This is a genomic window from Streptomyces sp. NBC_01635 (assembly GCF_045209715.1).
Classification (GTDB): domain Bacteria; phylum Actinomycetota; class Actinomycetes; order Streptomycetales; family Streptomycetaceae; genus Streptomyces; species Streptomyces hirsutus.
This window is the reverse complement of record NZ_CP109277.1, coordinates 5940027-5958413: the sequence shown is the minus strand read 5'-3', so window position 1 is coordinate 5958413 and position 18387 is coordinate 5940027. Positions and strand designations below refer to the sequence as shown.

Sequence of the window (18387 nt, the reverse complement as noted above, 5' to 3'; positions counted from 1 at the left end):
GCGCGCACCACCATACTGGCCGCATCCGGCCCGTATTGCCGGACCGTGGCGGAAACCCCCGCCGGAACCGCACGCGCGCACCGCGGCGAAGTGGTACGTCACTTCCCAAGTCGGACAGGATCGCCCTGCGGTTGCCGCCCCGGCGCGAGGGTGGCACACATCACAGCGACGGCGATGCCGCCGAGCAGGAAGAGGTACGAGCCGGCTCCCGCGGCGAACAGGAAGTCGCCTTCCGGACGGCTGACGGTGAGCAGGAGGACGACGATGACCCAGCCGCCGCCGGCCGACGCGGCCCCGGCACGGCTGCGCAGCGCGAGCGCCCCGCCCAGGCAGAGGCCGGCCTCGGCGGCGAGGGCGAGCAGCAGTCCGCCCGGGAACCAGGCGGGCTGCACGAGCGCCCCGGCCACCCCCACCACGACTCCGAGCAGGAACAGCCCCGCGCAGGCGGCGATCCGCCCGCCGGAGGGCAGCCGCAGCGGCTGAGCCAGCGCTGACACCGGCGCGTTCCCGCTCGTCCGGCCGCTCATGACGCCTCCCCGGTGCCGGCCGTGGTGCCGCTGCCGGTCCCGGTCCCGGTCCCGGCGAAGAGGTCGCTCTCCCGGCCGCCGGGGGTCCGCGCACCGCGCACCAACTCGTAGTACTCGGTCGTGAACAGCGGTTGCGCGAGTTCGTTGGAGAGCACGAAGTAGGGCGCGTACGGCTCGGCCACGGTGATCTGGGTGGCGTGGGCGCGCATCGCGGCGGCCTTGGCGGCGGCGTACGCGGTGCCGTCGATCTCGGTGGTGACCAGGGCGTCGTCGACGACTCCGGGGACGTCACCGATCTCGCCCGCCTTGTCGAACGGCAGCGCGGGAAGGTCGTCGTCCAGTCGCGCGAAGGCGGCCTCGGCGACGGAACGGGGCACCCGGTTCCAGTAGACCTTGGGCAGGTCCCACCCGTCCCGGGCGGCGAGCTCGACGGCCCGCATGGCGACGCGGTGCGCCTGGATGTGGTCGGGGTGCCCATAGCCGCCGTCGTCGTCGTACGTGACGAGCACCTGGGGCCGGACCTCGAGGATCACCTGGGCGAGCAGACCGGCGGCCTGATCGACGTCGGCCTGCCAGAAGCAGCCGGGGTCGTCGTTGTCGGGCAGACCCATCATCCCGGAGTCGCTGTAGCGCCCGGCGCCGCCGAGCAGCCGGAAGTCGTCGACGCCGAGGGCGCGCATCGCCTCGGCCAGTTCACCCATCCGGTGCTGCCCGAGGGCGGCGCCGCTCAGGTGGGCCAGTCCGGGCGGGATGACCTCGCCGCGCTCACCGAGCGTGCAGGTGACCAGGGTCACGTGGGCGCCCTCGGCGGCGTAGCGGGCCATGGTGGCGCCGTTGTTGATGGACTCGTCGTCCGGGTGGGCGTGCACCAGCAGCAGCCGCCGGGCGGCGGGGGATGGAGGTTCCCCCGGCTGGGGACTGGGGGAGGGCTGTTCCGTCATGGTTCCACCCTATGAGGCGCCGGGTCCTCCTCGCCCGCACCCGGAGCGTCCGTCACCCGGCCTCGTGGTCCGGGTCGGTGGCTCCCTCCCTCCGCCGGAGGAAGCCGTGGGAAGGGAGGGAGCCGCACCTGGCGCGGGGCCGGCAGGCGCGGAGAAGGCGAACCCACGGGGCACCCGGAGCATGTGGCCTTTACCGTGACCGGCACGCCGGCCGCCGGAAAGGGCGCGAAGGCGGATCTGCTGGGGACCACCGGCCGGAGCGGCGGCGAGAAGCAGATCACGTACAACGGGCATCCCCTGTACTACTTCGAGGGCGACACAAAGGCCGGTGACACGAACGGTCAGGGCTCCACCGCTTTCGGTGCCGCCTGGTACGTACTCGACACGTCCGGCAACAGCGTCACCGGCAAGGCCCAGCAGACCGGTGGCGGGTACTGACGCCATGCTCCCGCCCGGCAGGGGGCGGGAGTACCGTGAAGACATCGAGAGAATCGTCGCCGTCGGCTCGTGTGTCGTGGCCGCTCCCGATCGACGACAGGGCCGGAGGTGATCGCCTGTGATCATGAGACGTATGCCCGGCGAGAGGGCCCATGCCCAGCACTGACGAGTCCTCCCAGAGTCCGGTCGGAGCGATCGGAAGAATCACCGTGGGGATTCCTCCGGACGGACCGGGTGAGGTCTTGGTGGCCGTGCGCGGGGGCTCGGAGACCTACGCGGCGTGGTCGCGCACCCACACCCCCCTCGCACGAGACGCACGGGTCCTCGTCGTCGACTCCCTTTCGGCGCGCTCGGTGATCGTCGAGCCGCTGCCGCCCTGAACGGTCCTGCAAAGGGCTGGAAAAAGTGCGTTGCGTCCCGCTGCCCGACGGGAGTTCTCTCATGCTGTTCTGGCAGGTCCCCGCGCCCAATGAGGCCATGCTCATATCCGGTACGAAACGGCAGGCGCAGGCGACGCAGTTCCGTATCGTCACAGGTCACGGCAGTTTCGTACTGCCGGTGAAGCAGAAGGCCCGCATGCTGTCCCTGGCACTGCGGGAAGCGGAGATCGCGGAGGACTGCGTCACCCAGCAGGGCATCCGGCTGAGCGTGCGCGCGGTCTGCGTGTTCAAGGTCGGTGACGACGCGGTCTCGATCGCCAACGCGGCCCGCCGCTTCCTCTCCGAACAGGAACGGATGGAGGAGCTCGTCGGCCGGATCTTCGCCGGACACCTCAGGTCCATCGTCGGCGGACTGACCGTCGAACAGATCATCCGGGAACGCAACCGGGTCGCCCAGGAAGTGATGGCGGGCAGTCACAGCGAGATGGAGAAACTCGGCATCGTCGTCGACGCGCTCCAGATCCAGGAGATCGAGGACGCCACCGGGTACATCAACAACCTCGCCGCTCCGCACGCCGCCGCGGTCGCCAGCCAGGCGCGTATCGCCCAGGCCAAGGCCGACCAGGAGGCGACCGAACGCGAACAGCAGGCGGCCGCCCTCAAGGCGGAGTACGAACGGGACACCGCGATCAAGCGGGCCGGGTTCCTCGCCGAGACCGAGCAGTCCAACGCCCGCGCCGCCCAGGCCGGCCCGCTCGCTCAGGCCAGGGCGTCCCACGAGGTCATCGAGGAACAGACCGCGCTCGCCCAGCGCCAGGCCGACCTGGCGGCCCAGCGCCTCGAAGGGGAGGTCAGGCGCCCGGCGGACGCCGAGGCGTACCGACAGCGCACCCTGGCCGAAGCAGCACGGGACAGGGCCAAGTTCGAGGCGGACGGCAACGCCTACACCGAGCGCACCCTCGCGCAGGCCCAGGCCGACGCGAACACCGCCCGCGCCCTCTCGCTGCGCGACGGCAACCAGGAACTGATCGCCGCCAACCGTGTGGTGGAGAACCTGCCGGCCCTCGCCGACGCGGCCGCCCGCGGTATGTCGGGCGCCAGCCTCACCGTCCTCAACGGCACCGAGGGCGTCAATCAGCTGGCCGCGGGCGTGGTGGGCCAGGGCCTGGCCATTCTCGACGCGCTCCAGAACACGAAGAATCCCGCCGTCAACGGAAAGAGCAGCCTGCGGATTCCCGGCCGGACCCCGTAGCGGCAGTCCTGTGGCCGGACCCGTTCACGGGCCGCGGCCGGGAGACTTCGATCACGCACGACACGTGCCCGCCCCTGCCGTACACCGGCAGGGGCGGGCCGCCCTTGCGCCAAGAGCCGTCACGCCTCGTCGTCGAGCACGTGGGCGATCGCCGGGGCGATCCGTTCGATCCAGTCGATGGCGTCCGTCACCGCCGCCTCGTCGATGGGGCGGCGCTGTTTCAGGTCGCCGTCGACCAGGTCGGCATCGTGCGCGATCTTGTTGCGCCGTTGCGTGATCTCCGGATTCGGGCGACCGCCCGCCATCGCACCCGGGAGCGGCGTCAGGACTCCGGGTCCGGGCGCCCCCCGCGCAGGACGCTGGTGCACCAGCTGATGATCGCGGCGTTGACCGCGGCCCCGAAGACGAGCGAGGCGAAGAACATCGAACCGTGTTCCGGCAGTACAAAGACGACGAGGCTCCCGGGGGCCGTGATGAGGAGCGGGAAGATGAGCGCCATCGCCTCGCCGGAGTCGTCGGTCGCGATCGCCACCACCGCCCACACGAGCACGGCCGCGCAGAGCCCGAGGTAGGCGAGCGCGGCGAGGCCGACGCGGTCGCGCAGCCGGCGCAGGAGGGACGGGCGGGAGTCCAGGACGGTACCGGGCATGGGTGCACTCCTGGAGTGGGTCGAGCGGTCGGAGACGGGTGCCGGGCGGGTTCGGGCGGGCGGGGCGGGAACAATGCGCTTGGACATGGGAAATCCCCCTGGAATCGCGTGTGGTGGAGAATCGGACGCGCCCGCTCACCCGGGTACGGCGTGTACGGCGAGCAAGGACCGCTGAACGCGGCGAAGGCGCTGGTGGGACGTTCTCGGGGAGGCGGTGGTCGGCCGTCTTCTCGATGTGATCGAGCCTAGGTCCGGGCACACGGCGCGGTCGTCGCCCTGTGGGATGACCGGCGGATAGAACCGCGGGCAGAGCATCTGCAACCCAGGTAAGAGACGGGAATCCGCCTTCAGCGGGAGCCGGGCCCCTCGTCCGCGGTCATAGCCTTGGCGTCTCATGAAGCGAACCGACGACCGGTTTCTCCCGGTCCTGCTGATCTGTGCCCAGGCCCTGGTGTGGCCGGGGGCGGCGCTGGTGCGCGGGGCGGTCCCGTCCGCGGGCGCCCTCCTGGTGGCGGTGCTCGTCGCCGTGGTGGTGACGGCCGCGCTCGTCCTGCGCCGCAACCGTCCGGTGGTCGCCCTCCTCGTGGTCGTCGCCGCTTGCGCGCTGGGCGCCGGCCCGCTGCCCGCCGGGGCGACGGCGGTGCTCGGCACGGCCGGGGTGGGGCTGGCCCTGTTCACGGTGGCGGCCCGGCGGGACGCCTTCACCGCGGTGCTGTGCGTCCTGGCGCTCGCCGTCTGGCAGCCGCTGTACAACGTCAGCCTGCACGGGATCAGCAGCCGCGACGGCCTCCACCTCGCCCTGACGGTGCTGCTGTACGCCGCCGCGTGCGGCGCCGGTGTCCGCGTACGCCGGGCCCGCCGTGCGCGCCGCGCCGCCGAGCGGTTGCGGCAGCGTACGGAGGCCGAGCGCCACCGCCTGCCGGCGGTCGAACGGCGGCGCATGGAACGGGAGCTGCACGACGTCAGCGCTCACCATCTGACCGCCGTGGTCGTCACGGCGGGAGCTGCGCTCGGGCTGCGCGACCGCCGCCCCGAACTCGTGGAGGAGGCACTGGACTTCGCCGTTGGCACCGGTCGCGAGGTCACCCGCGCGCTCAGTGCCGTACGGGCCCCGGCGCCCTCCCGCGAGGACGTTCCCTCACCGGAGGAGCGGCTGCAGGATCTGGTCGCGGGCTTCCGGCGCCTGGACCAGCGGGTCGACTGTGAGATCGACCCGCTGCCGGACGGCGCCGTCGCGGACGCGGCGTACGGCATCGTGCGCGAGGCGCTGACCAACGTGGCGCGGCACGCCCCCGGCGCGCGGACGACGGTGCGCGTCCGGTACGGCGACACCGGCACCGACGTCGCGGTCACCAGCTCGGCACCGCCGGCCGGTGCGGCGGCGCACGGCGCGGGACTCGGCGGCGGACGCGGCCAGGGCTTCTTGCGGTCGCGGGCCCGTGAGGCGGGCGGCACCCTCGTCACCGGCCCCACGGCGGAGGGCGGTTGGGAGGTGCGCGCGGCTCTGCCGGGCCGGACCGGAGCCCCGGTGGAACGTTCCGTCCCGCGCGGTTACCGCCTGGCGCAACTGACGGCCGCGTTCGGCCTGGTCGTCCAGCCGACGCTGCCGATGCTGGTGCTCCACCGGGGGGAGGTGCCGGAGCCCGGTGATCCGGTGTCCGCGGGCGTGTTCTTCGGGCCGCTCGCCGTGGCCCAGGCGGTCGCCCTGCTGTGGCTGCGCCGGTCGCCCCGCGCGGCCCGGGGTGCCCTGCTCGCCCTGGTGCCGCTCTGGCCGGTGGCGATGTCCGTGGGCCACTACACCGGCCCGGTGCTGTTCCCTCTCGCGCTGAGCCTGCCGGCCACCTGCGCGGCGCTCGCGGCGGACGCCGCCCGGAGGGCTGCCGCCCCGTCCCGCGCCGGAGCCCGCCCCCCGCACACGGACGCGCGGGTCGTCGAGCGGCTGCGCGACCGGTTCGTCGAGATCCGCCCCCCGCACGCGCGGGCAGCGGACACCGCCGGTCCGTCGGCCGTGGGCACCGGCACCCGCTCGCGCCTGACTTCGCCCGCCACCTGGCCGGTGAGGCGCCTGCTTCTCCCGGTCGCCGCCGTGGCCGTGCACGCGGGGGCCGCCACGGCGGCGGTCCTGGACCGGGGCACCACACTTCCCGTCGTGGCGGTCGTCGCCGGGACGACGGCCGCGACGGCTCTGGTGGCCGGCGCGAGCCGCTGGGCCGGGAGCCGGCGCGGCCGGCGCGAGCGGGCCGCCCGGGGCGCCCACCAGGACCGGCTCGTCACATGGACCGAGGAGGCCGTCCGGGACGCGTGGGCCGAGCGTCGCAGGATCGCCGCCGGACTGGAGACCACCGTCCTCTCCCGCACCGCCGACATGGTCGCGGAGGCGGAGGCGGGCCGCCTCGACGCGACCGCCGACCGCGCCCGCGAGGCCCTGGCCGCGATGCGCGCCCTGCTCGACGCGGTCCGCGACGGGGAGGCGGAGCCCGCCCTGCGGCCCCAGCCCACCCTGCAGGCGCTCGACCTGCTCGCCCACCAGTGCCGGGCGACCGGCCGGGACGTGGAGATACGGCTGACCGGCCGCGTACCGGCACGTCTTCCCACCGCCGTCGACCTGGCCGCCTACCACGCCGCCGAGACGGTTCTGGCCATCGGCGGGGACGAACCCGCCGTCGTCGAACTGGACGCGGACGCGGATACGTTGACGCTCACCGCCACCGGAGTGCCCGACACCGCGGACACGGCCGCCGACGAGCGGCTGGCCACTCGGGTGACCGCACTCGGCGGCACGCTGACCACCGGCCCCCGGGGCACCGTACAGATCCGGCTGCCCCTCGCGGGCGCGCCGGACATCGAGGAGGGACAACGATGAGCCTCGACGTGCTGGTCGTCGACGACCAGGGCATCGTGCGGGCGGGATTCGCCGCCGTGATCGATGCCGAGGAGGACATGACGGTCGTCGGTGAGGCCGCCGACGGCGCCGCCGCGGTACGGCTCGCGGAGGAACTGTCGCCCGACGTGGTCGTCATGGACGTCCGCATGCCCGAACTGGACGGCATCGCCGCCACCCGCATCATCACCGGCCGCGAGGACGCGCCCAAGGTCCTGGTCCTGACCACCTTCGACCTCGACGTCTACGTCTTCGACGCGCTGCGCGCCGGCGCGTCGGGCTTCCTCCTCAAGGACGTCCACCCCGCCGAACTGCTCCAGGGAATCCGGATGGTGGCGACGGGGGAGAGCGTCCTCGCGCCGTCCGCGACCCGCCGCCTCATCGGCCACTACGCGTCCGGACGGGGCCCCGCGGTCCCGGCAGGCAGCTCCCCCGGGCTGGACAGCCTGACCGGCAGCCAGCGCACCGTCCTCACCCTGATCGCCTCCGGCCTCACCAACGGGGAGATCGCCGAGCGGCTCGACATCACCGTCGGCACCGTGAAGTCCCACGTCAACGCGCTGCTGCAAAAGCTCGGCCTGCGGGACCGCGTCCAGGCGACGATCCTCGCCTACGATCTCGGCCTCGCCCGCCCGAACCCACCCGGCCTCCATCTCTGACCGCTCGGCACTCCGCCACAACGCCCGCGACCACCGCCGCCCCCTCGCCCTTCTCGGCCTCGCTCGATCACAAACCGGACGTCACCCGACCACGCCGAAGCCCTGCGCAACAGCTCGGGGCGGGACCACCACATCACGGGCATCGAGATCGCTCAGTGCACCACGAAGTGCCACTCCTTCGCTGCCGTCGGGGGCTTCACCTCGCTGCCGAAAGGCTTCATAGGCTCGCTGAAGTCCCGGCACGGCACGCTGGATCTCCAGGTCTGCCAAGGATTCGGCCGCCCATTGGCGAACGGTGGAGTTCTCGCTGTTCAACAGATCGATCAGCACGTCCTACCCGCAGGCGCACATCTCTGCCACAGCCCGCCGTACCCGCACCGACTGGCTCGCCCGCGTCCTGCGCCGGCAGCCGCCCGCGTGAGCCACTGGCACCCACGCGCGGAACCGGGGTACGCGGGGTTTGGTACGGCGGGGAGCGGCTTGGGCTCTTGCTTTTCCCGCGTTCCGCCCACCCCGCCCCCGATACCGTCCACGTCCGCGACTCGAAGGACGTCGCGCGCCCCGCCTGAGCTTCGCCCCCGCCGCGTGGGCCGACTTCGTCCCGTACGCGGTCAGGGGCTGACCCGGCGGCTCCTGCTCGACCTCGGCCTCCGGTACGTCCACCTCACTGCTCAGGGAACCAGCGAGGGCGGGGCCCTTCAGCCACGTGATGTCGGGCTTTGTCCGGGAGTTCTGCACACGGCCGTCGCCCACCCGCCGGTTCCGGTATCCGTCGATAGGCCCCGACGTGTGCAGGCGTCGGCTCCGACCGCAGAATGATCGCCGAATCTCTGATCACTACGGCGAGGAGCGCGGCTCATGACAGGACCCACCGCCCAGCAGGTCCCCGGGCAGACGACAGCCCCTGAGGCGGCGCCCCCGGGCACCGAAGGCCTTGGCCGACTGCGGGAGACGTTCCCGCCGAAGCGCATCGGCACGGTGCGGATGGTCGGCCTCCTGTTCATGGGAACCGTCTCCCTGGTCATTCCTCCCCTGGGCGCCTACTTCCTCTGGCTCGCCTTCAAAACGCCCAACCTCTCGCGCAAGCAGGCTGCCCGCCGGCTGCACCTTTTCGAGCACGGCCTGGCCGAGGTCGGAAAGAACGGCGAGGTCTCCGTCTTCCGCTGGGACTCGATGACGGTGCTCCAGGAGATCACCGAGCGGTACGCGAACGGCATCTACGTCGGCACCACCTACGTCTACACGCTCTACCGCGAGCACGGTACGACGCTCAAGGTGACCGACTTCTACGCCCAGCCGGAGCGCTGGGGCCCGGCGTTCCAGGAGGAGATCACCCGGGCGCAACTGCCCAGACTGCTCGCCGGGCTGGAGCAGGGCCAGACCCTGGCCTACGGGGGCCTCTCGGTGAACCTGCACGGTGTGGCCACGGCAAAGGGCAGCCTGACCTGGCCGGAGATCGAGAAGGTCGAGATCGCTCAAGGAACGCTGGTGCTGCGCAAGCACGGCAAGAAACTGTTCTGGGCAAGGATGCCGGTCAAGGAGATCCCGAACCTCTTCCTCTTCCTCACCCTCGTCGAGCGGCTCCGATACGGCGGCCCGCGCCAGGACGCCTGACCCGCCGGAATACGGGCAGCGCCCGGGGGGGCCGGGCAGGACAGAGCCGGCCACGCGGGGCGCGAGCCGCCCGGGGCACGGGCGAGTCCGTCAGCTCTCGTCGTCGAGGACGTGGGCGAGGGCCAGGGCGATCCGCTCGATCCAGTCGATGGCGTCCGTGACCTCGGCCGCGTCGATGGGGCGGCGCTGCTTCAGGTCGCCGTCGATGAGGTCGGCGTCGTGGGCAATCTTGTTGCGGCGCTGGGTGATCTCCAGGTAACGGCCGCGGAGTGTCTTCTCGTTGAGGGTGGTCCGCCCCTGGAAGAAGTGCGTGTTGACGCATCCCGCCGCCTCGTACCAGACCTTCTTCTCCGTGACGAGCTTGAGCACTTCGGCGATTTTCCCGGGGTGCTGGAGCGCCTGTGCGGCGAGCTTGTCGCGCAGGTGCTCCACGACGGCCTCGGAGAGGGTGACCTCGCCCCGCCGTACCGCTTCGATCCGGTGCAGCGGGAGTTCGTACACCCTGAGCTGGTACGGCATCTCGGGGCTGTCCTTGGCGGCCAGGTCGGCGACCCGGCGCAGGACCTCCTCGTGCAGCCAGTGGTCGATGGCGGCGACGGCCTGGACCCAGGCGGCCCGGTAGAAGTCGTCGATGTCGATCGTGGGCGACCGGAAGGGCGTCAGCATCCCGCCCGCCTTGACCATGCGCCGGGCGTACGACAGGTTCGTCATGAACGCCTCGAACTGACGCGTCTCCGGTCTGGACACAGCCATGTGCAACCTCGCGATCACTCTTCGCCACGATCTGTACGAGCACGATCGCGGAGACGCCGGGGGGCGGGTCAAGCCGGGAGGGGTGGACCGGACGAAGGTGACCGAAAGCGATTCCTCCGTTTCCGGATCACGCCTCTGAGGACTCGGCGGCCCCAGCAGCTCCGGCGGCCTCAGCGGCCCCGGTCTCTTCCGCACCGTCGTCCTGGTAGCGCGGCAGGCCGCTCGTGGCGATGGTCCATTCGCCGATGGTGACGTCCTCGCCGTAGACGAAGTCCTTGCGCGTGGCGTAACGGGGGCCGTCCGGAGTGGGGTGGATGTCGGTGAGGACAGCGCCACTGCCGGTACGGGGGTCGAAGATCGCGTAGACGGGAATGCCGAGCAGCGGATAGTCGCGCATCTTGCCCACCCAGTCGTTCCGCGGATTGGACCGGGAAACGACTTCGATGGCCGCGATGAGCGTACGGGCGTCGAAGGTTCCCTCGATGTCCATGTCCTCTTCGGCGATCACCATGACGTCAGGCCGGCGCATGACGCCTTCGGGCTCGTCCTCCACATCGGGCTCACCCGTATGGGCCACAAGCTCCTCCGGCATGACCTTCTCCAGGCGTTTCCGGAGCCGCAGTGTGGTCAGCTCGTGCCGACCGCTGGGCGACATCATGTCGTGGACGATCCCTTCCTTGGTGATCTCGAATTTGCCCGGAAGCGTGTCGCCCGTGGACTGAACGAAGTCGCGCATGGCCCGGTACGGGTGAGAGGCGCCCTGGTACGTGTCGTCAGGTGCGATGGTCATGGCGCTCGCTCCTCGTCGTCTGTGCCCAGGGGCAAGGATCGTCACGTTCATGCTAGGCGGCCTCCTGAGGATTGGTTCGGCAGTCGCGGCAGCGGACTTCGGATTCGGGGGCGCGGAAGGGGGGCGGGGGCGGGAGCTGGGCGGTGAGGCGGTGGGCCAGGAGGGCGGCGGGGCGGCGGACGCCTTCGGGCGGCAGGTCGGTGGTCAGGGCGTGGCGTACGGCGGTGGGGGTGACGTCTCGCTCCAGCCAGGCGGCGACTCCGGGTGCCAGGTGGGCCGTGTCGGCGGCGGAGAGCAGCAGGTGGGAGCCGTGGCGGCGCAGGTCCGCGAGGAGGTCGGTGGCGGCCCGGAGCAGCTCGGGGGCGGGGAAGGCGGGGCGCGGCACGTCCGGGAGCTGCTTGCGGGGCTCCCGCTTCCGGCGGGTCCCGTGCCGCGTGCCTTCCTCGCCCTCGCACGCCTCCTGTCCCTCCTGCCGCTCTCGCCGCTGCGGTTCCGGGGCTGTCGGACGGCCGGCGGCGGGGGCTGGGGCGGGTGTACCGGCGTGGCGGCGGGCCGCCGCCGGCTGGTTGCAGGAGACGGTGCGGGTGACGATCCGGCCCGCGGGGGTGCGGACGCGTTCGCGGCGCAGGTAGCCGTGGACCTCCAACTCCCGCAGAGCGGCGGCGATACGGGTGGCGCCCTCGGGGAAGCGGGCGGTGAGGGTCTTGATGTCGGCCGGCGCGCCCTTCGGCAGCGACTGGAGGTGGGTGCCGAGCCCGATGGCCAGCAGCGAGAGCTGACCGTGCTGGGCGAGGTGGTTGCCGATCACCGTGAAGCGGTCGGTGTGGCGGGAGTTGTCGTGGAGCAGCCCGCCGGTGCGGTGGCCCCGGTTCGGGTGCTTGTTGCCCGCAACACGGGCCTGGGCGTGCGGGGGCACGCTAGGGTCCTGGGTACCCATCGGGAAGCCTCTATCTTCCTCGGTGGTCAGGCCCTCGCACTGGGATTGCAGTCCCGGCGGGGGCCGTCGCATGTCTGCTGTTGTCCTGCGCTGAGCGTCGGGCCTGGAGGGCCACGAAATCCAGCCGGACCGGGGATGTTCACCCGCCCGAGTGAGTGCGCGTCACGGGCGGGAGGGGTGGGGCTTGGTGGGGTTCTTTCCCCCCACGTTCTTTGTCTTTCAGTCGTCGACGGCACCGGAACCCGTGGGGACGGGTTCCGGTGGCACGAGGCGCAGTTCGGCCCACACGGTCTTCCGCGGGAACCGCCCCTCGATCACTCCCCAGCGGTCCGCCAGCGCCTCCACGAGCAGCAGCCCACGGCCCGACTCGGCCCCGTCATCGGGCACTTGCCGCGCGGGAAGCCGGTCGCCCCGCGTGTCGGTGACCTCGATGCGGAGCGTGGCGTCGACCACGTACAGCGTGAGGCGGAAGCTGCGGCCGGGCAGACGGCCGTGCGTGGCCGCGTTGGCCGCCAGCTCCGCCACGACGTGGCTCGCCGCCTCGTCCGGCAGGCCCCAGCTGCGCAATGCGTCCACCGCGAGCAGGCGGGCGAGACGGGCGCCGCGCGGGGTGGACGACAACAGCATCGTGACGTTGCGGACTTCGCGGCCGGGTCGGATGTCCGCCCCGGTGATTTCCTGAGTTTCCTGATTCACGTCACTCAGCGTGGCCGACCGGACGTACCGTGATGGGTAATCGCGATGCTGCGTAGGGTGACCGTCCATGGCTTGTCCGGCCCTGTCCGAACTGTCGATACGGCTCCCACCGGCACCGCGCGACGGTACGGCGCGGCACAACGGAGGAGCGCGACATGTCGGTGAACGGCGAGGCGGTGCGGGTCACGACCGAGACGGACCGGACAGACGAACCAGGGTGGGAGGTCGACCCGGACGACGACTGGGCACTCGCGGTAGTGGCCACCGTGGGACGGCAGTTGAGGCTCCGCCGGGAGGCTGCGGGCATGCGGGTCGGCGACTTCGCGGTAGCGGTCGGTTACGGAGACGACCTCGTCTACAAGATCGAGAGCGGCAAGCGCATCCCCCGGCCCGAGTACCTGGACACGGCGGACGAGCTGTTCAACGCCGGGGGGCTCCTGTCGGCGATGAAGGAGGACGTGAAGAAGGTCCGGTACCCGAAGAAGGTGCGGGACTTGGCGCAGATGGAGGGGCGGGCGGTTGAGCTTCAGCTCTACGATCCCTTGAACATCCATGGGTTGTTGCAGCACCCGGAGTACGCACGCGCCCTTCTGTCCATGCGGCGCCCCGCCTATTCAGCAGGCGAGGTGGAACAGTTCATCGCCGCGCGCGTGGCACGTAAGGCGATCTTCGAGCGTGACCCTGCGCCCGAACTGAGCTTCATCCTGGAAGAGTGGACGCTTCGACGACCACTGGGCGGAAGGGCTGTCCTGCGGGCCCAGCTTGAGCACCTCCTTGAGGCAGGACGGCTGCGTAACGTCGAGCTTCAAGTGATGCCGATGGAACGTGATGAACATGCCGGGGTGGACGGCAGCATCGAGGTGCTCAAGTTCGACGACGGTTCAGCGATCGGCCGTTCCCCAGCAGTGGCCAATGGACGGCCGGTTTACGACCTGAAGCAGCTCCGCATCTTGGAACTGCGGTATGGCATCATCCGGTCTCAGGCGCTCACACCACGTGAGTCGACGGCCTTCATCGAACAACTGCTGGGGGAAGCATGATCCGAAATACCTCAGCCAGGGACGGCTCCAACCTGGTGTGGTTCAAGAGCAGTTACAGCAGCGGCAGTGAGGGCGACTCGTGCGTGGAGATCGCCACCGCGCCCGGCACCGTCCACGTCCGCGACTCCAAGAACGTGGAAGGCGACCGGCTGGCCTTCGCCCCCGCCGCGTGGGCCGACTTCGTGTCGTACGCGGTCGAGGGCTGACGGGCAACTCCTACTCGACCTCGGCCTCCGGTACGTCCACTTCGCCGCCCAGGGAACGGGCGATGGCGGTGAACTCGTTCAGGGCGGACTGGAGGTCGCGGACGATCTCCTCGGCGATCACCTCGGGCGGCAGGCCGCTGTCGGCGTCGTCGAGGGCGGGGTCCTTCATCCATGTGATGTCGAGGTTGACCTTGTCGCGGGCGATCAGCTCGTCGTAGCCGAACTTCTTGAACGGCCCGTTCTCGTCCTCGGACTCGACGCGGGTGGAGCGGGGCTCACCGGGCCGGTAGGCGGCGACGAAGTCGTCCAGGTGGGCGCGGGTGAGCGGGCGCTGCTTGAGCGTGAAGTGCCGGCCGGTGCGGAGGTCGTAGAACCAGGTGTCGGTGGTGTGCGGCTTGCCGTCGGCGCGCGGGGGCTTCTTCTCGAAGAAGAGAACGTTCGCCTTGACCCCGCCCGCGTAGAAGATGCCGGTGGGCAGCCGCAGGACGGTGTGCAGGTCGAACTCGTCGAGCAGCTTGCGGCGAATCTTCTCGCCTGCGCCGCCCTCGAAGAGGACGTTGTCCGGCAGGACGACGGCGGCACGTCCGCCGACCGCCGTGAGCGACATGATGTGTTGCAGGAAGTTGAGCTGCTTGTTGGTGGTGGTCGCGGTGAAGTCGTCGCGGTCGTACTGGATGTCCTCCTTCTCGACGTCGCCGTCCTGACCGATCACACTGCCCGGATGCCCCGGAAGGGCCCCTCGGCCTCCAGCTCGAACGCGAGTTCCAGCAGCGTCCGTTCGGCGCCCGGGCGGCCGGAGAACATGACGCCGATGGGGAGGCCGTCCGGTGTCGTGTGCGTGGCCGGTACCGAGATCGACGGCGTCCCGACGACGTTGTTGACCGGGGTGAACGCGACGTAGGCGAGGATGCGTTCGATCAGGGTCTCGTAGGGGACGGCCGGGTTGAGGTGGCCGAGCGGGGGCGTCGTGTGGGCGAGCACCGGGGAGAGGACGAGGTCGAGGCCGCGGAACGCCGCCGCGTACGGCTCCCGCGTACGCTTCAGCCGCCGCAGGACGCCCGGGGTGCGCTGCCAGTTACTCACGTACGTCTCGCGCAGTCCCCGGCTGAGGCCGTCCATGCGGCGCCGGTCGAAGTCCGGGCCGAGGGTCCTGCCGGTGACGCCGATGAGGAACGACAGCAGGCCCCAGTAGGTGAGGAAGTCCTCGGTGAAGCGCGGGTCGATCGACAGCTCCACCGGTTCCACGCTGTGGCCGAGCCGCTCCAGCCACTGAGCCGTCTCCGTGACGGCCGCGCGGGTGTCGGCGTCGGAGGGAACGCCGTTCGGCGAGTCCAGCACGAACCCGATGCGCAGCCGTCGCTCCGAGGGGCCTTCGACCAGGCCGACGGGCGGCAGTTTCGGGTTGCGCCAGTGCTTCTCCGCGGCGGCGAGGAACGCGGCGCTGTCCCGTACCGAGCGGCTCACGACGCCGTCGGTGACGAGGTCGATCGGCAGCTGACGGCCCTGCGCGTTCGCGACCATCCGGCCTCGGGTGGGCTTCAGCCCGACGAGTCCGCAGCAGGCGGCGGGAATCCGGATCGAGCCGCCGCCGTCGTTGGCGTGCGCGATCGGTACCGCTCCGGCGGCGACGAGGGCCGCGCTGCCGCCCGACGAACCGCCCGCCGAATGGCCCGTGTGCCACGGGTTGCGGACGGGCTCGGCGTTCTCGTACTCCGTGGTCGGGCTGAACCCGAACTCGGGCAGCCGGGTCTTGCCGAGCACCGTGACGCCGGTGCTCAGGAACTGCCGGGCGAACGGGGCGTGCCGGCGTGCCGCCTTCGGTGCGAACGCGGCGCTGCCGTGTCCGGTGGGCAGTCCCTGGTAGTCGGTGTTGTCCTTGACGAAGGTCGGCACCCCGGCGAAGGCGCCGGCCGGCTCGGAGCGGTGCACCGGAACGTCGAGGTGCACCTGGACGGCGTGGAGCCGGGCCTCCACGTCCCTGACCCTGGCCGCCGCGTCACGGGCGGCCTCGGCCACGCCGACCTCTCCCCGGCGGATCGCCTCGGCGAGGCCCACGGCGTCGCGGTCGCCGAGGGCGTCGTCGCGGAAGACGTGCACCCTGGTCTGTTCCTGTTCCTCGGAAGTCGTCACCGGTGGCACCGCCCCTGAACGCGTGGATGATTACCCGCCATCATTCCTTACCGGCGAGTAACAGGCGAGAGGTCGGCACCCCCGAGTCGCCGCACCGCGATGCGAGACGCGCCACCGCCAGTGAAGTGCCTGACGCCGAACCACAGCAGCACGGCGGTGGCGAGCAGCACGAAGGCGACACGGTTCACGATGGCCGGGTTGACCCAGGCCGGGACCAGGTCGTACTCCGCGTTGCACTTGTTGTGCAGCGGGAACAGCCGCTGGAACTGAGCCTGCGCCATCTTGAATACGCAGGTCAAAGGGCTGGTGTGACCGGTTCTCGGGCTGCTCACGCTGGTCGCGGGCGGCAGTCTGCGGAGCAGATCGTCTGTCAGCGCGGTCGCCTCGAAGCGAAAGGCGGCGGGTCGCGCCTGAGCGGCGGGGCGTCCGGCAGACACACAGAAATACCGACGCCCCTCTCCCCCACCGCCCCGCCCCCCGTCCGGGACGGTTCTTCTGTGCCCGGACCTCTTCTATGCCCGGACCGCTTCCGAACCCAGGCGACGCTCAGCCGGCCTACCGGGAAACATTCCTGACACCCTGTCGGACGGAATATCGGCGCCCCGTGGCAGGAACCGACGTGACGCGTTGACACTCATGCTCCATGGGGATCCGGGACAGCGTGCAGTGATCGCTCCTCCCGGGCCCCCCACGGCACACCCCACGCGTGTGCCGCTTTTCCGATGAGTCGAGAACGAGGAAGTCACGTGCCCCTGTCGACACACCGACGTCTGGCCATGAGCGCCACCCTGATCGCCGCCCTCGCCGGCGGTCTGGCCCCCGCCACCGCGGCCTCCGCGGCACCGGCAACCCCCACGGCCCCTGCCGGCCCCGCGACCCCCGCCCCCGACATGGACGGCGTGACCGCGGCCCTGAACTCCGCCATGGCCAACGGCGCTCCGGGCGCGATGGCCCGCTTCACCGGTCCCGACGGCGTCCGGACGCGCACTGCCGGCGTCCGCGACCGCGTCTCCGGCGAGGCCATGGACACCCGGGCACGCTTCCGCATCGGCAGCGTCAGCAAGACCTTCTCCAGCGTTGTGCTGCTCCAACTGGTCGACGAGGGACGGCTGGAGCTCGACGCGCCGGTCAACCACTACCTTCCCGGGCTGCTGCCCGACGACCGCATCACGGTCCGTCACCTGCTCACCCACCGCAGCGGCCTGGCCGACTACACCGAGGCCATGTTCGCCAAGACCGTGCCCGGCTTCGAAGCCGTGCGCAACCGCGTCTTCACCTACCAGGAGCTGGTCGACCTCTCCCTGGCCGAACCCCGCACCACCGAGCCCGGTGTGGCCTACAAGTACTCCAACGCCAACTTCGTCGTCGTCGGCATGCTCATCGAGAACGCCACGGGGACCTCGGTCGCCAAGCAGTACGAGCAGCGCATCATCAAGCCGCTGAAGCTGCGTCACACCTCTTACGTCCACCCGGAGACCCGGATCAGGGGAACGCACGTGCGCGGCTACCTCCACCCCGACGAGGTGGGGGCGCCGCTCGTCGACTCCACGGAGCAGACCGTTTCCTGGGCCCAGTCGGCCGGCGCGGTCATCTCCGACCCGGCCGACCTGAACACCTTCACGACCGCGCTGATGCGGGGCAGGCTGCTCTCGCCCCGGATGCTGGACGCCATGACCACGGTCACCCCGACGGACGCCACCCAGACCCGCTTCTACGGACTCGGGCTGCGCCGCTACGACCTGTCCTGCGGCACCCAGGTGTACGGGCACACCGGCACCGTGCAGGGCTTCTACACGTATGCCTTCGCCACCCGTGACGGCCGGCGCGCGCTCTCCGCCATGGCGAACACCTCGAACCGGGGCGCGGCGAACACGGCGCTCGGCGGGACGCTGGAGGCGGCCTTCTGCGGGAAGGAGACCGCGCCCGTGGCGTCGTCGACCAAGGCGCCGCGCACGCTCTCCACCCTGCCTGCGGAGGCCGACCTGCCCGAGCGTCGCTGAGGCAGGCCTCGGTCTGAAGCCGCGGCGGACGGAAGGCGGGGCCGACGGCGCGCATCGTGCATCGCAAGGGATGCAGGACTCCGTCTCGCCCGGGGTCTGCCTCACAGTTCCTTCTTTCGTCCTGGCGCGCCCCAGCAAAATGTGATCTTGAGGTGTATTCAACGTCGAGGAGAGTGCCCCGTGCGCGCGCAGGACCAAGGAGAACGATCAGGGACGAAGGTCGGCACCCCGGCGAAGGCGCCGGCCGGCTCGGAGCGGTGCGCCGGAACGTCGAGGTGCACCTGGACGGCGTGGAGCCGGGCCTCCACGTCCCTGACCCTGGCCGCCGCGTCACGGGCGGCCTCGGCGGGCCCGACCTCTCCCCGGCGGATCGCCTCGGCGAGGCCCACGGCGTCGTGGTCGCCGAGGGCGTCGTCACGGAAGACGTGCACCCTGGTCTGTTCCTCGGAAGTCGTCACCGGTGGCACCGCCCCTGAACGCGTGGATGATTGCCC

Annotated in this window: 21 protein-coding genes and 2 pseudogenes; 10 read left to right on the top strand and 13 right to left on the bottom strand. The window is 71.2% G+C overall.

Translation table 11 applies throughout. From position 1 onward, the window contains the following. Positions 1-98: 98 nt before the first annotated feature. Positions 99-527: a DUF6113 family protein gene (locus tag OHB56_RS27810; RefSeq protein WP_326754598.1), complete on the bottom strand. Its 429-nt coding sequence runs from the start codon at positions 525-527 to the stop codon at positions 99-101. Next, positions 524-1468, bottom strand: a complete 945-nt coding sequence (gene mshB / locus OHB56_RS27805; RefSeq protein ID WP_406356298.1) for an N-acetyl-1-D-myo-inositol-2-amino-2-deoxy-alpha-D-glucopyranoside deacetylase — start codon at positions 1466-1468, stop codon at positions 524-526. Before mshB ends, OHB56_RS27810 begins: the two co-directional genes overlap by 4 nt. A gap of 195 nt (positions 1469-1663) precedes the next feature. On the opposite strand from mshB, the gene OHB56_RS27800 reads away from it, so the two are divergent. The 3 genes from OHB56_RS27800 (at position 1664) to OHB56_RS27790 (ending at position 3538) form a co-directional block, all read left to right on the top strand. Beyond that, positions 1664-1906 (top strand): hypothetical protein, encoded by a 243-nt coding sequence (locus OHB56_RS27800; RefSeq protein ID WP_055629929.1) that lies wholly within the window; start codon positions 1664-1666, stop codon positions 1904-1906. Positions 1907-2115: 209 nt separating this feature from the next. Continuing rightward, entirely contained in the window at positions 2116-2286 is a 171-nt protein-coding gene (locus OHB56_RS27795) for a hypothetical protein (protein WP_406356296.1), read from the top strand. 61 nt (positions 2287-2347) lie between these two features. Continuing rightward, the gene (locus tag OHB56_RS27790) at positions 2348-3538 is read left to right on the top strand and encodes an SPFH domain-containing protein (protein WP_364739939.1); all 1191 of its coding nucleotides are present in this window, start codon (positions 2348-2350) and stop codon (positions 3536-3538) included. 119 nt (positions 3539-3657) lie between these two features. Here OHB56_RS27790 and OHB56_RS27785 read toward each other — a convergent pair whose 3' ends face one another. Together OHB56_RS27785 and OHB56_RS27780 are read right to left on the bottom strand one after the other, a co-directional pair. Then, entirely contained in the window at positions 3658-3843 is a 186-nt protein-coding gene (locus OHB56_RS27785; protein ID WP_406356293.1) for a hypothetical protein, read from the bottom strand. Positions 3844-3860: 17 nt separating this feature from the next. Next, entirely contained in the window at positions 3861-4187 is a 327-nt protein-coding gene (locus OHB56_RS27780) for an SCO4225 family membrane protein (RefSeq protein ID WP_326754593.1), read from the bottom strand. 394 nt (positions 4188-4581) lie between these two features. Here OHB56_RS27780 and OHB56_RS27775 point away from each other — a divergent pair, with 394 nt between their 5' ends. Next, on the top strand, positions 4582-7050 hold the full coding sequence (locus OHB56_RS27775; protein ID WP_326754592.1) for a histidine kinase: 2469 nt from the start codon (positions 4582-4584) through the stop codon (positions 7048-7050). Next, on the top strand, positions 7047-7727 hold the full coding sequence (locus tag OHB56_RS27770) for a response regulator (RefSeq protein ID WP_406356290.1): 681 nt from the start codon (positions 7047-7049) through the stop codon (positions 7725-7727). The genes OHB56_RS27775 and OHB56_RS27770 overlap by 4 nt, the downstream gene beginning before the upstream one ends. An 81-nt stretch (positions 7728-7808) precedes the next feature. Here OHB56_RS27770 and OHB56_RS27765 read toward each other — a convergent pair whose 3' ends face one another. Continuing rightward, positions 7809-8057: a hypothetical protein gene (locus OHB56_RS27765; protein ID WP_326757302.1), complete on the bottom strand. Its 249-nt coding sequence runs from the start codon at positions 8055-8057 to the stop codon at positions 7809-7811. A gap of 188 nt (positions 8058-8245) precedes the next feature. Between OHB56_RS27765 and OHB56_RS27760 the strand changes: the two are divergent. Next, a pseudogene (locus OHB56_RS27760) lies at positions 8246-8349 on the top strand (DUF397 domain-containing protein); the annotation flags it as partial. A gap of 236 nt (positions 8350-8585) precedes the next feature. After that, entirely contained in the window at positions 8586-9341 is a 756-nt protein-coding gene (locus OHB56_RS27755) for a DUF6585 family protein (protein WP_326754590.1), read from the top strand. A gap of 90 nt (positions 9342-9431) precedes the next feature. On the opposite strand, the gene OHB56_RS27750 is transcribed toward OHB56_RS27755, so the two are convergent. From OHB56_RS27750 to OHB56_RS27735, 4 genes are all read right to left on the bottom strand, one after another. Next, positions 9432-10094, bottom strand: a complete 663-nt coding sequence (locus tag OHB56_RS27750; protein ID WP_406356288.1) for a hypothetical protein — start codon at positions 10092-10094, stop codon at positions 9432-9434. Positions 10095-10221: 127 nt separating this feature from the next. Then, a complete protein-coding gene (locus OHB56_RS27745; protein ID WP_406356286.1) occupies positions 10222-10884 on the bottom strand; it encodes a Uma2 family endonuclease in 663 nt (220 codons plus the stop codon). Between the two features lie 52 nt (positions 10885-10936). Next, a complete protein-coding gene (locus OHB56_RS27740) occupies positions 10937-11821 on the bottom strand; it encodes a helix-turn-helix domain-containing protein (protein ID WP_406356284.1) in 885 nt (294 codons plus the stop codon). A gap of 219 nt (positions 11822-12040) precedes the next feature. Then, positions 12041-12517 carry an ATP-binding protein gene (locus OHB56_RS27735; RefSeq protein ID WP_406356282.1) on the bottom strand — a complete coding sequence of 159 codons (477 nt, stop codon included), beginning with the start codon at positions 12515-12517 and terminating at the stop codon, positions 12041-12043. Positions 12518-12672: 155 nt separating this feature from the next. Between OHB56_RS27735 and OHB56_RS27730 the strand changes: the two genes are divergently transcribed. Together OHB56_RS27730 and OHB56_RS27725 are read left to right on the top strand one after the other, a co-directional pair. Next, positions 12673-13557: a helix-turn-helix domain-containing protein gene (locus OHB56_RS27730; protein ID WP_406356280.1), complete on the top strand. Its 885-nt coding sequence runs from the start codon at positions 12673-12675 to the stop codon at positions 13555-13557. Further along, complete coding sequence (locus tag OHB56_RS27725) at positions 13554-13763, top strand: DUF397 domain-containing protein (protein ID WP_406356278.1); 210 nt, start codon at positions 13554-13556, stop codon at positions 13761-13763. The genes OHB56_RS27730 and OHB56_RS27725 overlap by 4 nt, the downstream gene beginning before the upstream one ends. Before the next feature lie 10 nt (positions 13764-13773). Here OHB56_RS27725 and OHB56_RS27720 read toward each other — a convergent pair whose 3' ends face one another. From OHB56_RS27720 to OHB56_RS27710, 3 genes are read right to left on the bottom strand one after another with little or no spacing between them, the layout of a single operon-like run. Next, on the bottom strand, positions 13774-14475 hold the full coding sequence (locus OHB56_RS27720) for a class I SAM-dependent DNA methyltransferase (RefSeq protein ID WP_406356276.1): 702 nt from the start codon (positions 14473-14475) through the stop codon (positions 13774-13776). Then, the gene (locus OHB56_RS27715; protein WP_406356274.1) at positions 14472-15893 is read right to left on the bottom strand and encodes an amidase; all 1422 of its coding nucleotides are present in this window, start codon (positions 15891-15893) and stop codon (positions 14472-14474) included. Before OHB56_RS27715 ends, OHB56_RS27720 begins: the two co-directional genes overlap by 4 nt. A gap of 47 nt (positions 15894-15940) precedes the next feature. Then, entirely contained in the window at positions 15941-16174 is a 234-nt protein-coding gene (locus OHB56_RS27710; RefSeq protein WP_141666142.1) for a hypothetical protein, read from the bottom strand. A 495-nt stretch (positions 16175-16669) separates the two neighbouring features. Between OHB56_RS27710 and OHB56_RS27705 the strand changes: the two genes are divergently transcribed. Continuing rightward, entirely contained in the window at positions 16670-17893 is a 1224-nt protein-coding gene (locus tag OHB56_RS27705) for a serine hydrolase domain-containing protein (protein WP_406359230.1), read from the top strand. Positions 17894-18066: 173 nt separating this feature from the next. Here the strand turns inward: OHB56_RS27705 and OHB56_RS27700 are convergent. Beyond that, positions 18067-18351: pseudogene (locus OHB56_RS27700) on the bottom strand (amidase); the annotation flags it as partial. Between the last annotated feature and the right edge of the window lie 36 nt (positions 18352-18387).

What these genes read in the sequence shown, in the direction of transcription:
- OHB56_RS27810 (WP_326754598.1), bottom strand. Translation starts at nt 527, where the DNA reads ATGAGCGGCCGGACGAGCGGGAACGCGCCGGTGTCAGCGCTGGCTCAG.
- mshB (WP_406356298.1), bottom strand. Translation starts at nt 1,468, where the DNA reads ATGACGGAACAGCCCTCCCCCAGTCCCCAGCCGGGGGAACCTCCATCC.
- OHB56_RS27790 (WP_364739939.1), top strand. Translation starts at nt 2,348, where the DNA reads ATGCTGTTCTGGCAGGTCCCCGCGCCCAATGAGGCCATGCTCATATCC.
- OHB56_RS27785 (WP_406356293.1), bottom strand. Translation starts at nt 3,843, where the DNA reads ATGGCGGGCGGTCGCCCGAATCCGGAGATCACGCAACGGCGCAACAAG.
- OHB56_RS27780 (WP_326754593.1), bottom strand. Translation starts at nt 4,187, where the DNA reads ATGCCCGGTACCGTCCTGGACTCCCGCCCGTCCCTCCTGCGCCGGCTG.
- OHB56_RS27775 (WP_326754592.1), top strand. Translation starts at nt 4,582, where the DNA reads ATGAAGCGAACCGACGACCGGTTTCTCCCGGTCCTGCTGATCTGTGCC.
- OHB56_RS27770 (WP_406356290.1), top strand. Translation starts at nt 7,047, where the DNA reads ATGAGCCTCGACGTGCTGGTCGTCGACGACCAGGGCATCGTGCGGGCG.
- OHB56_RS27755 (WP_326754590.1), top strand. Translation starts at nt 8,586, where the DNA reads ATGACAGGACCCACCGCCCAGCAGGTCCCCGGGCAGACGACAGCCCCT.
- OHB56_RS27750 (WP_406356288.1), bottom strand. Translation starts at nt 10,094, where the DNA reads ATGGCTGTGTCCAGACCGGAGACGCGTCAGTTCGAGGCGTTCATGACG.
- OHB56_RS27745 (WP_406356286.1), bottom strand. Translation starts at nt 10,884, where the DNA reads ATGACCATCGCACCTGACGACACGTACCAGGGCGCCTCTCACCCGTAC.
- OHB56_RS27740 (WP_406356284.1), bottom strand. Translation starts at nt 11,821, where the DNA reads ATGGGTACCCAGGACCCTAGCGTGCCCCCGCACGCCCAGGCCCGTGTT.
- OHB56_RS27730 (WP_406356280.1), top strand. Translation starts at nt 12,673, where the DNA reads ATGTCGGTGAACGGCGAGGCGGTGCGGGTCACGACCGAGACGGACCGG.
- OHB56_RS27725 (WP_406356278.1), top strand. Translation starts at nt 13,554, where the DNA reads ATGATCCGAAATACCTCAGCCAGGGACGGCTCCAACCTGGTGTGGTTC.
- OHB56_RS27710 (WP_141666142.1), bottom strand. Translation starts at nt 16,174, where the DNA reads ATGGCGCAGGCTCAGTTCCAGCGGCTGTTCCCGCTGCACAACAAGTGC.
- OHB56_RS27705 (WP_406359230.1), top strand. Translation starts at nt 16,670, where the DNA reads ATGAGCGCCACCCTGATCGCCGCCCTCGCCGGCGGTCTGGCCCCCGCC.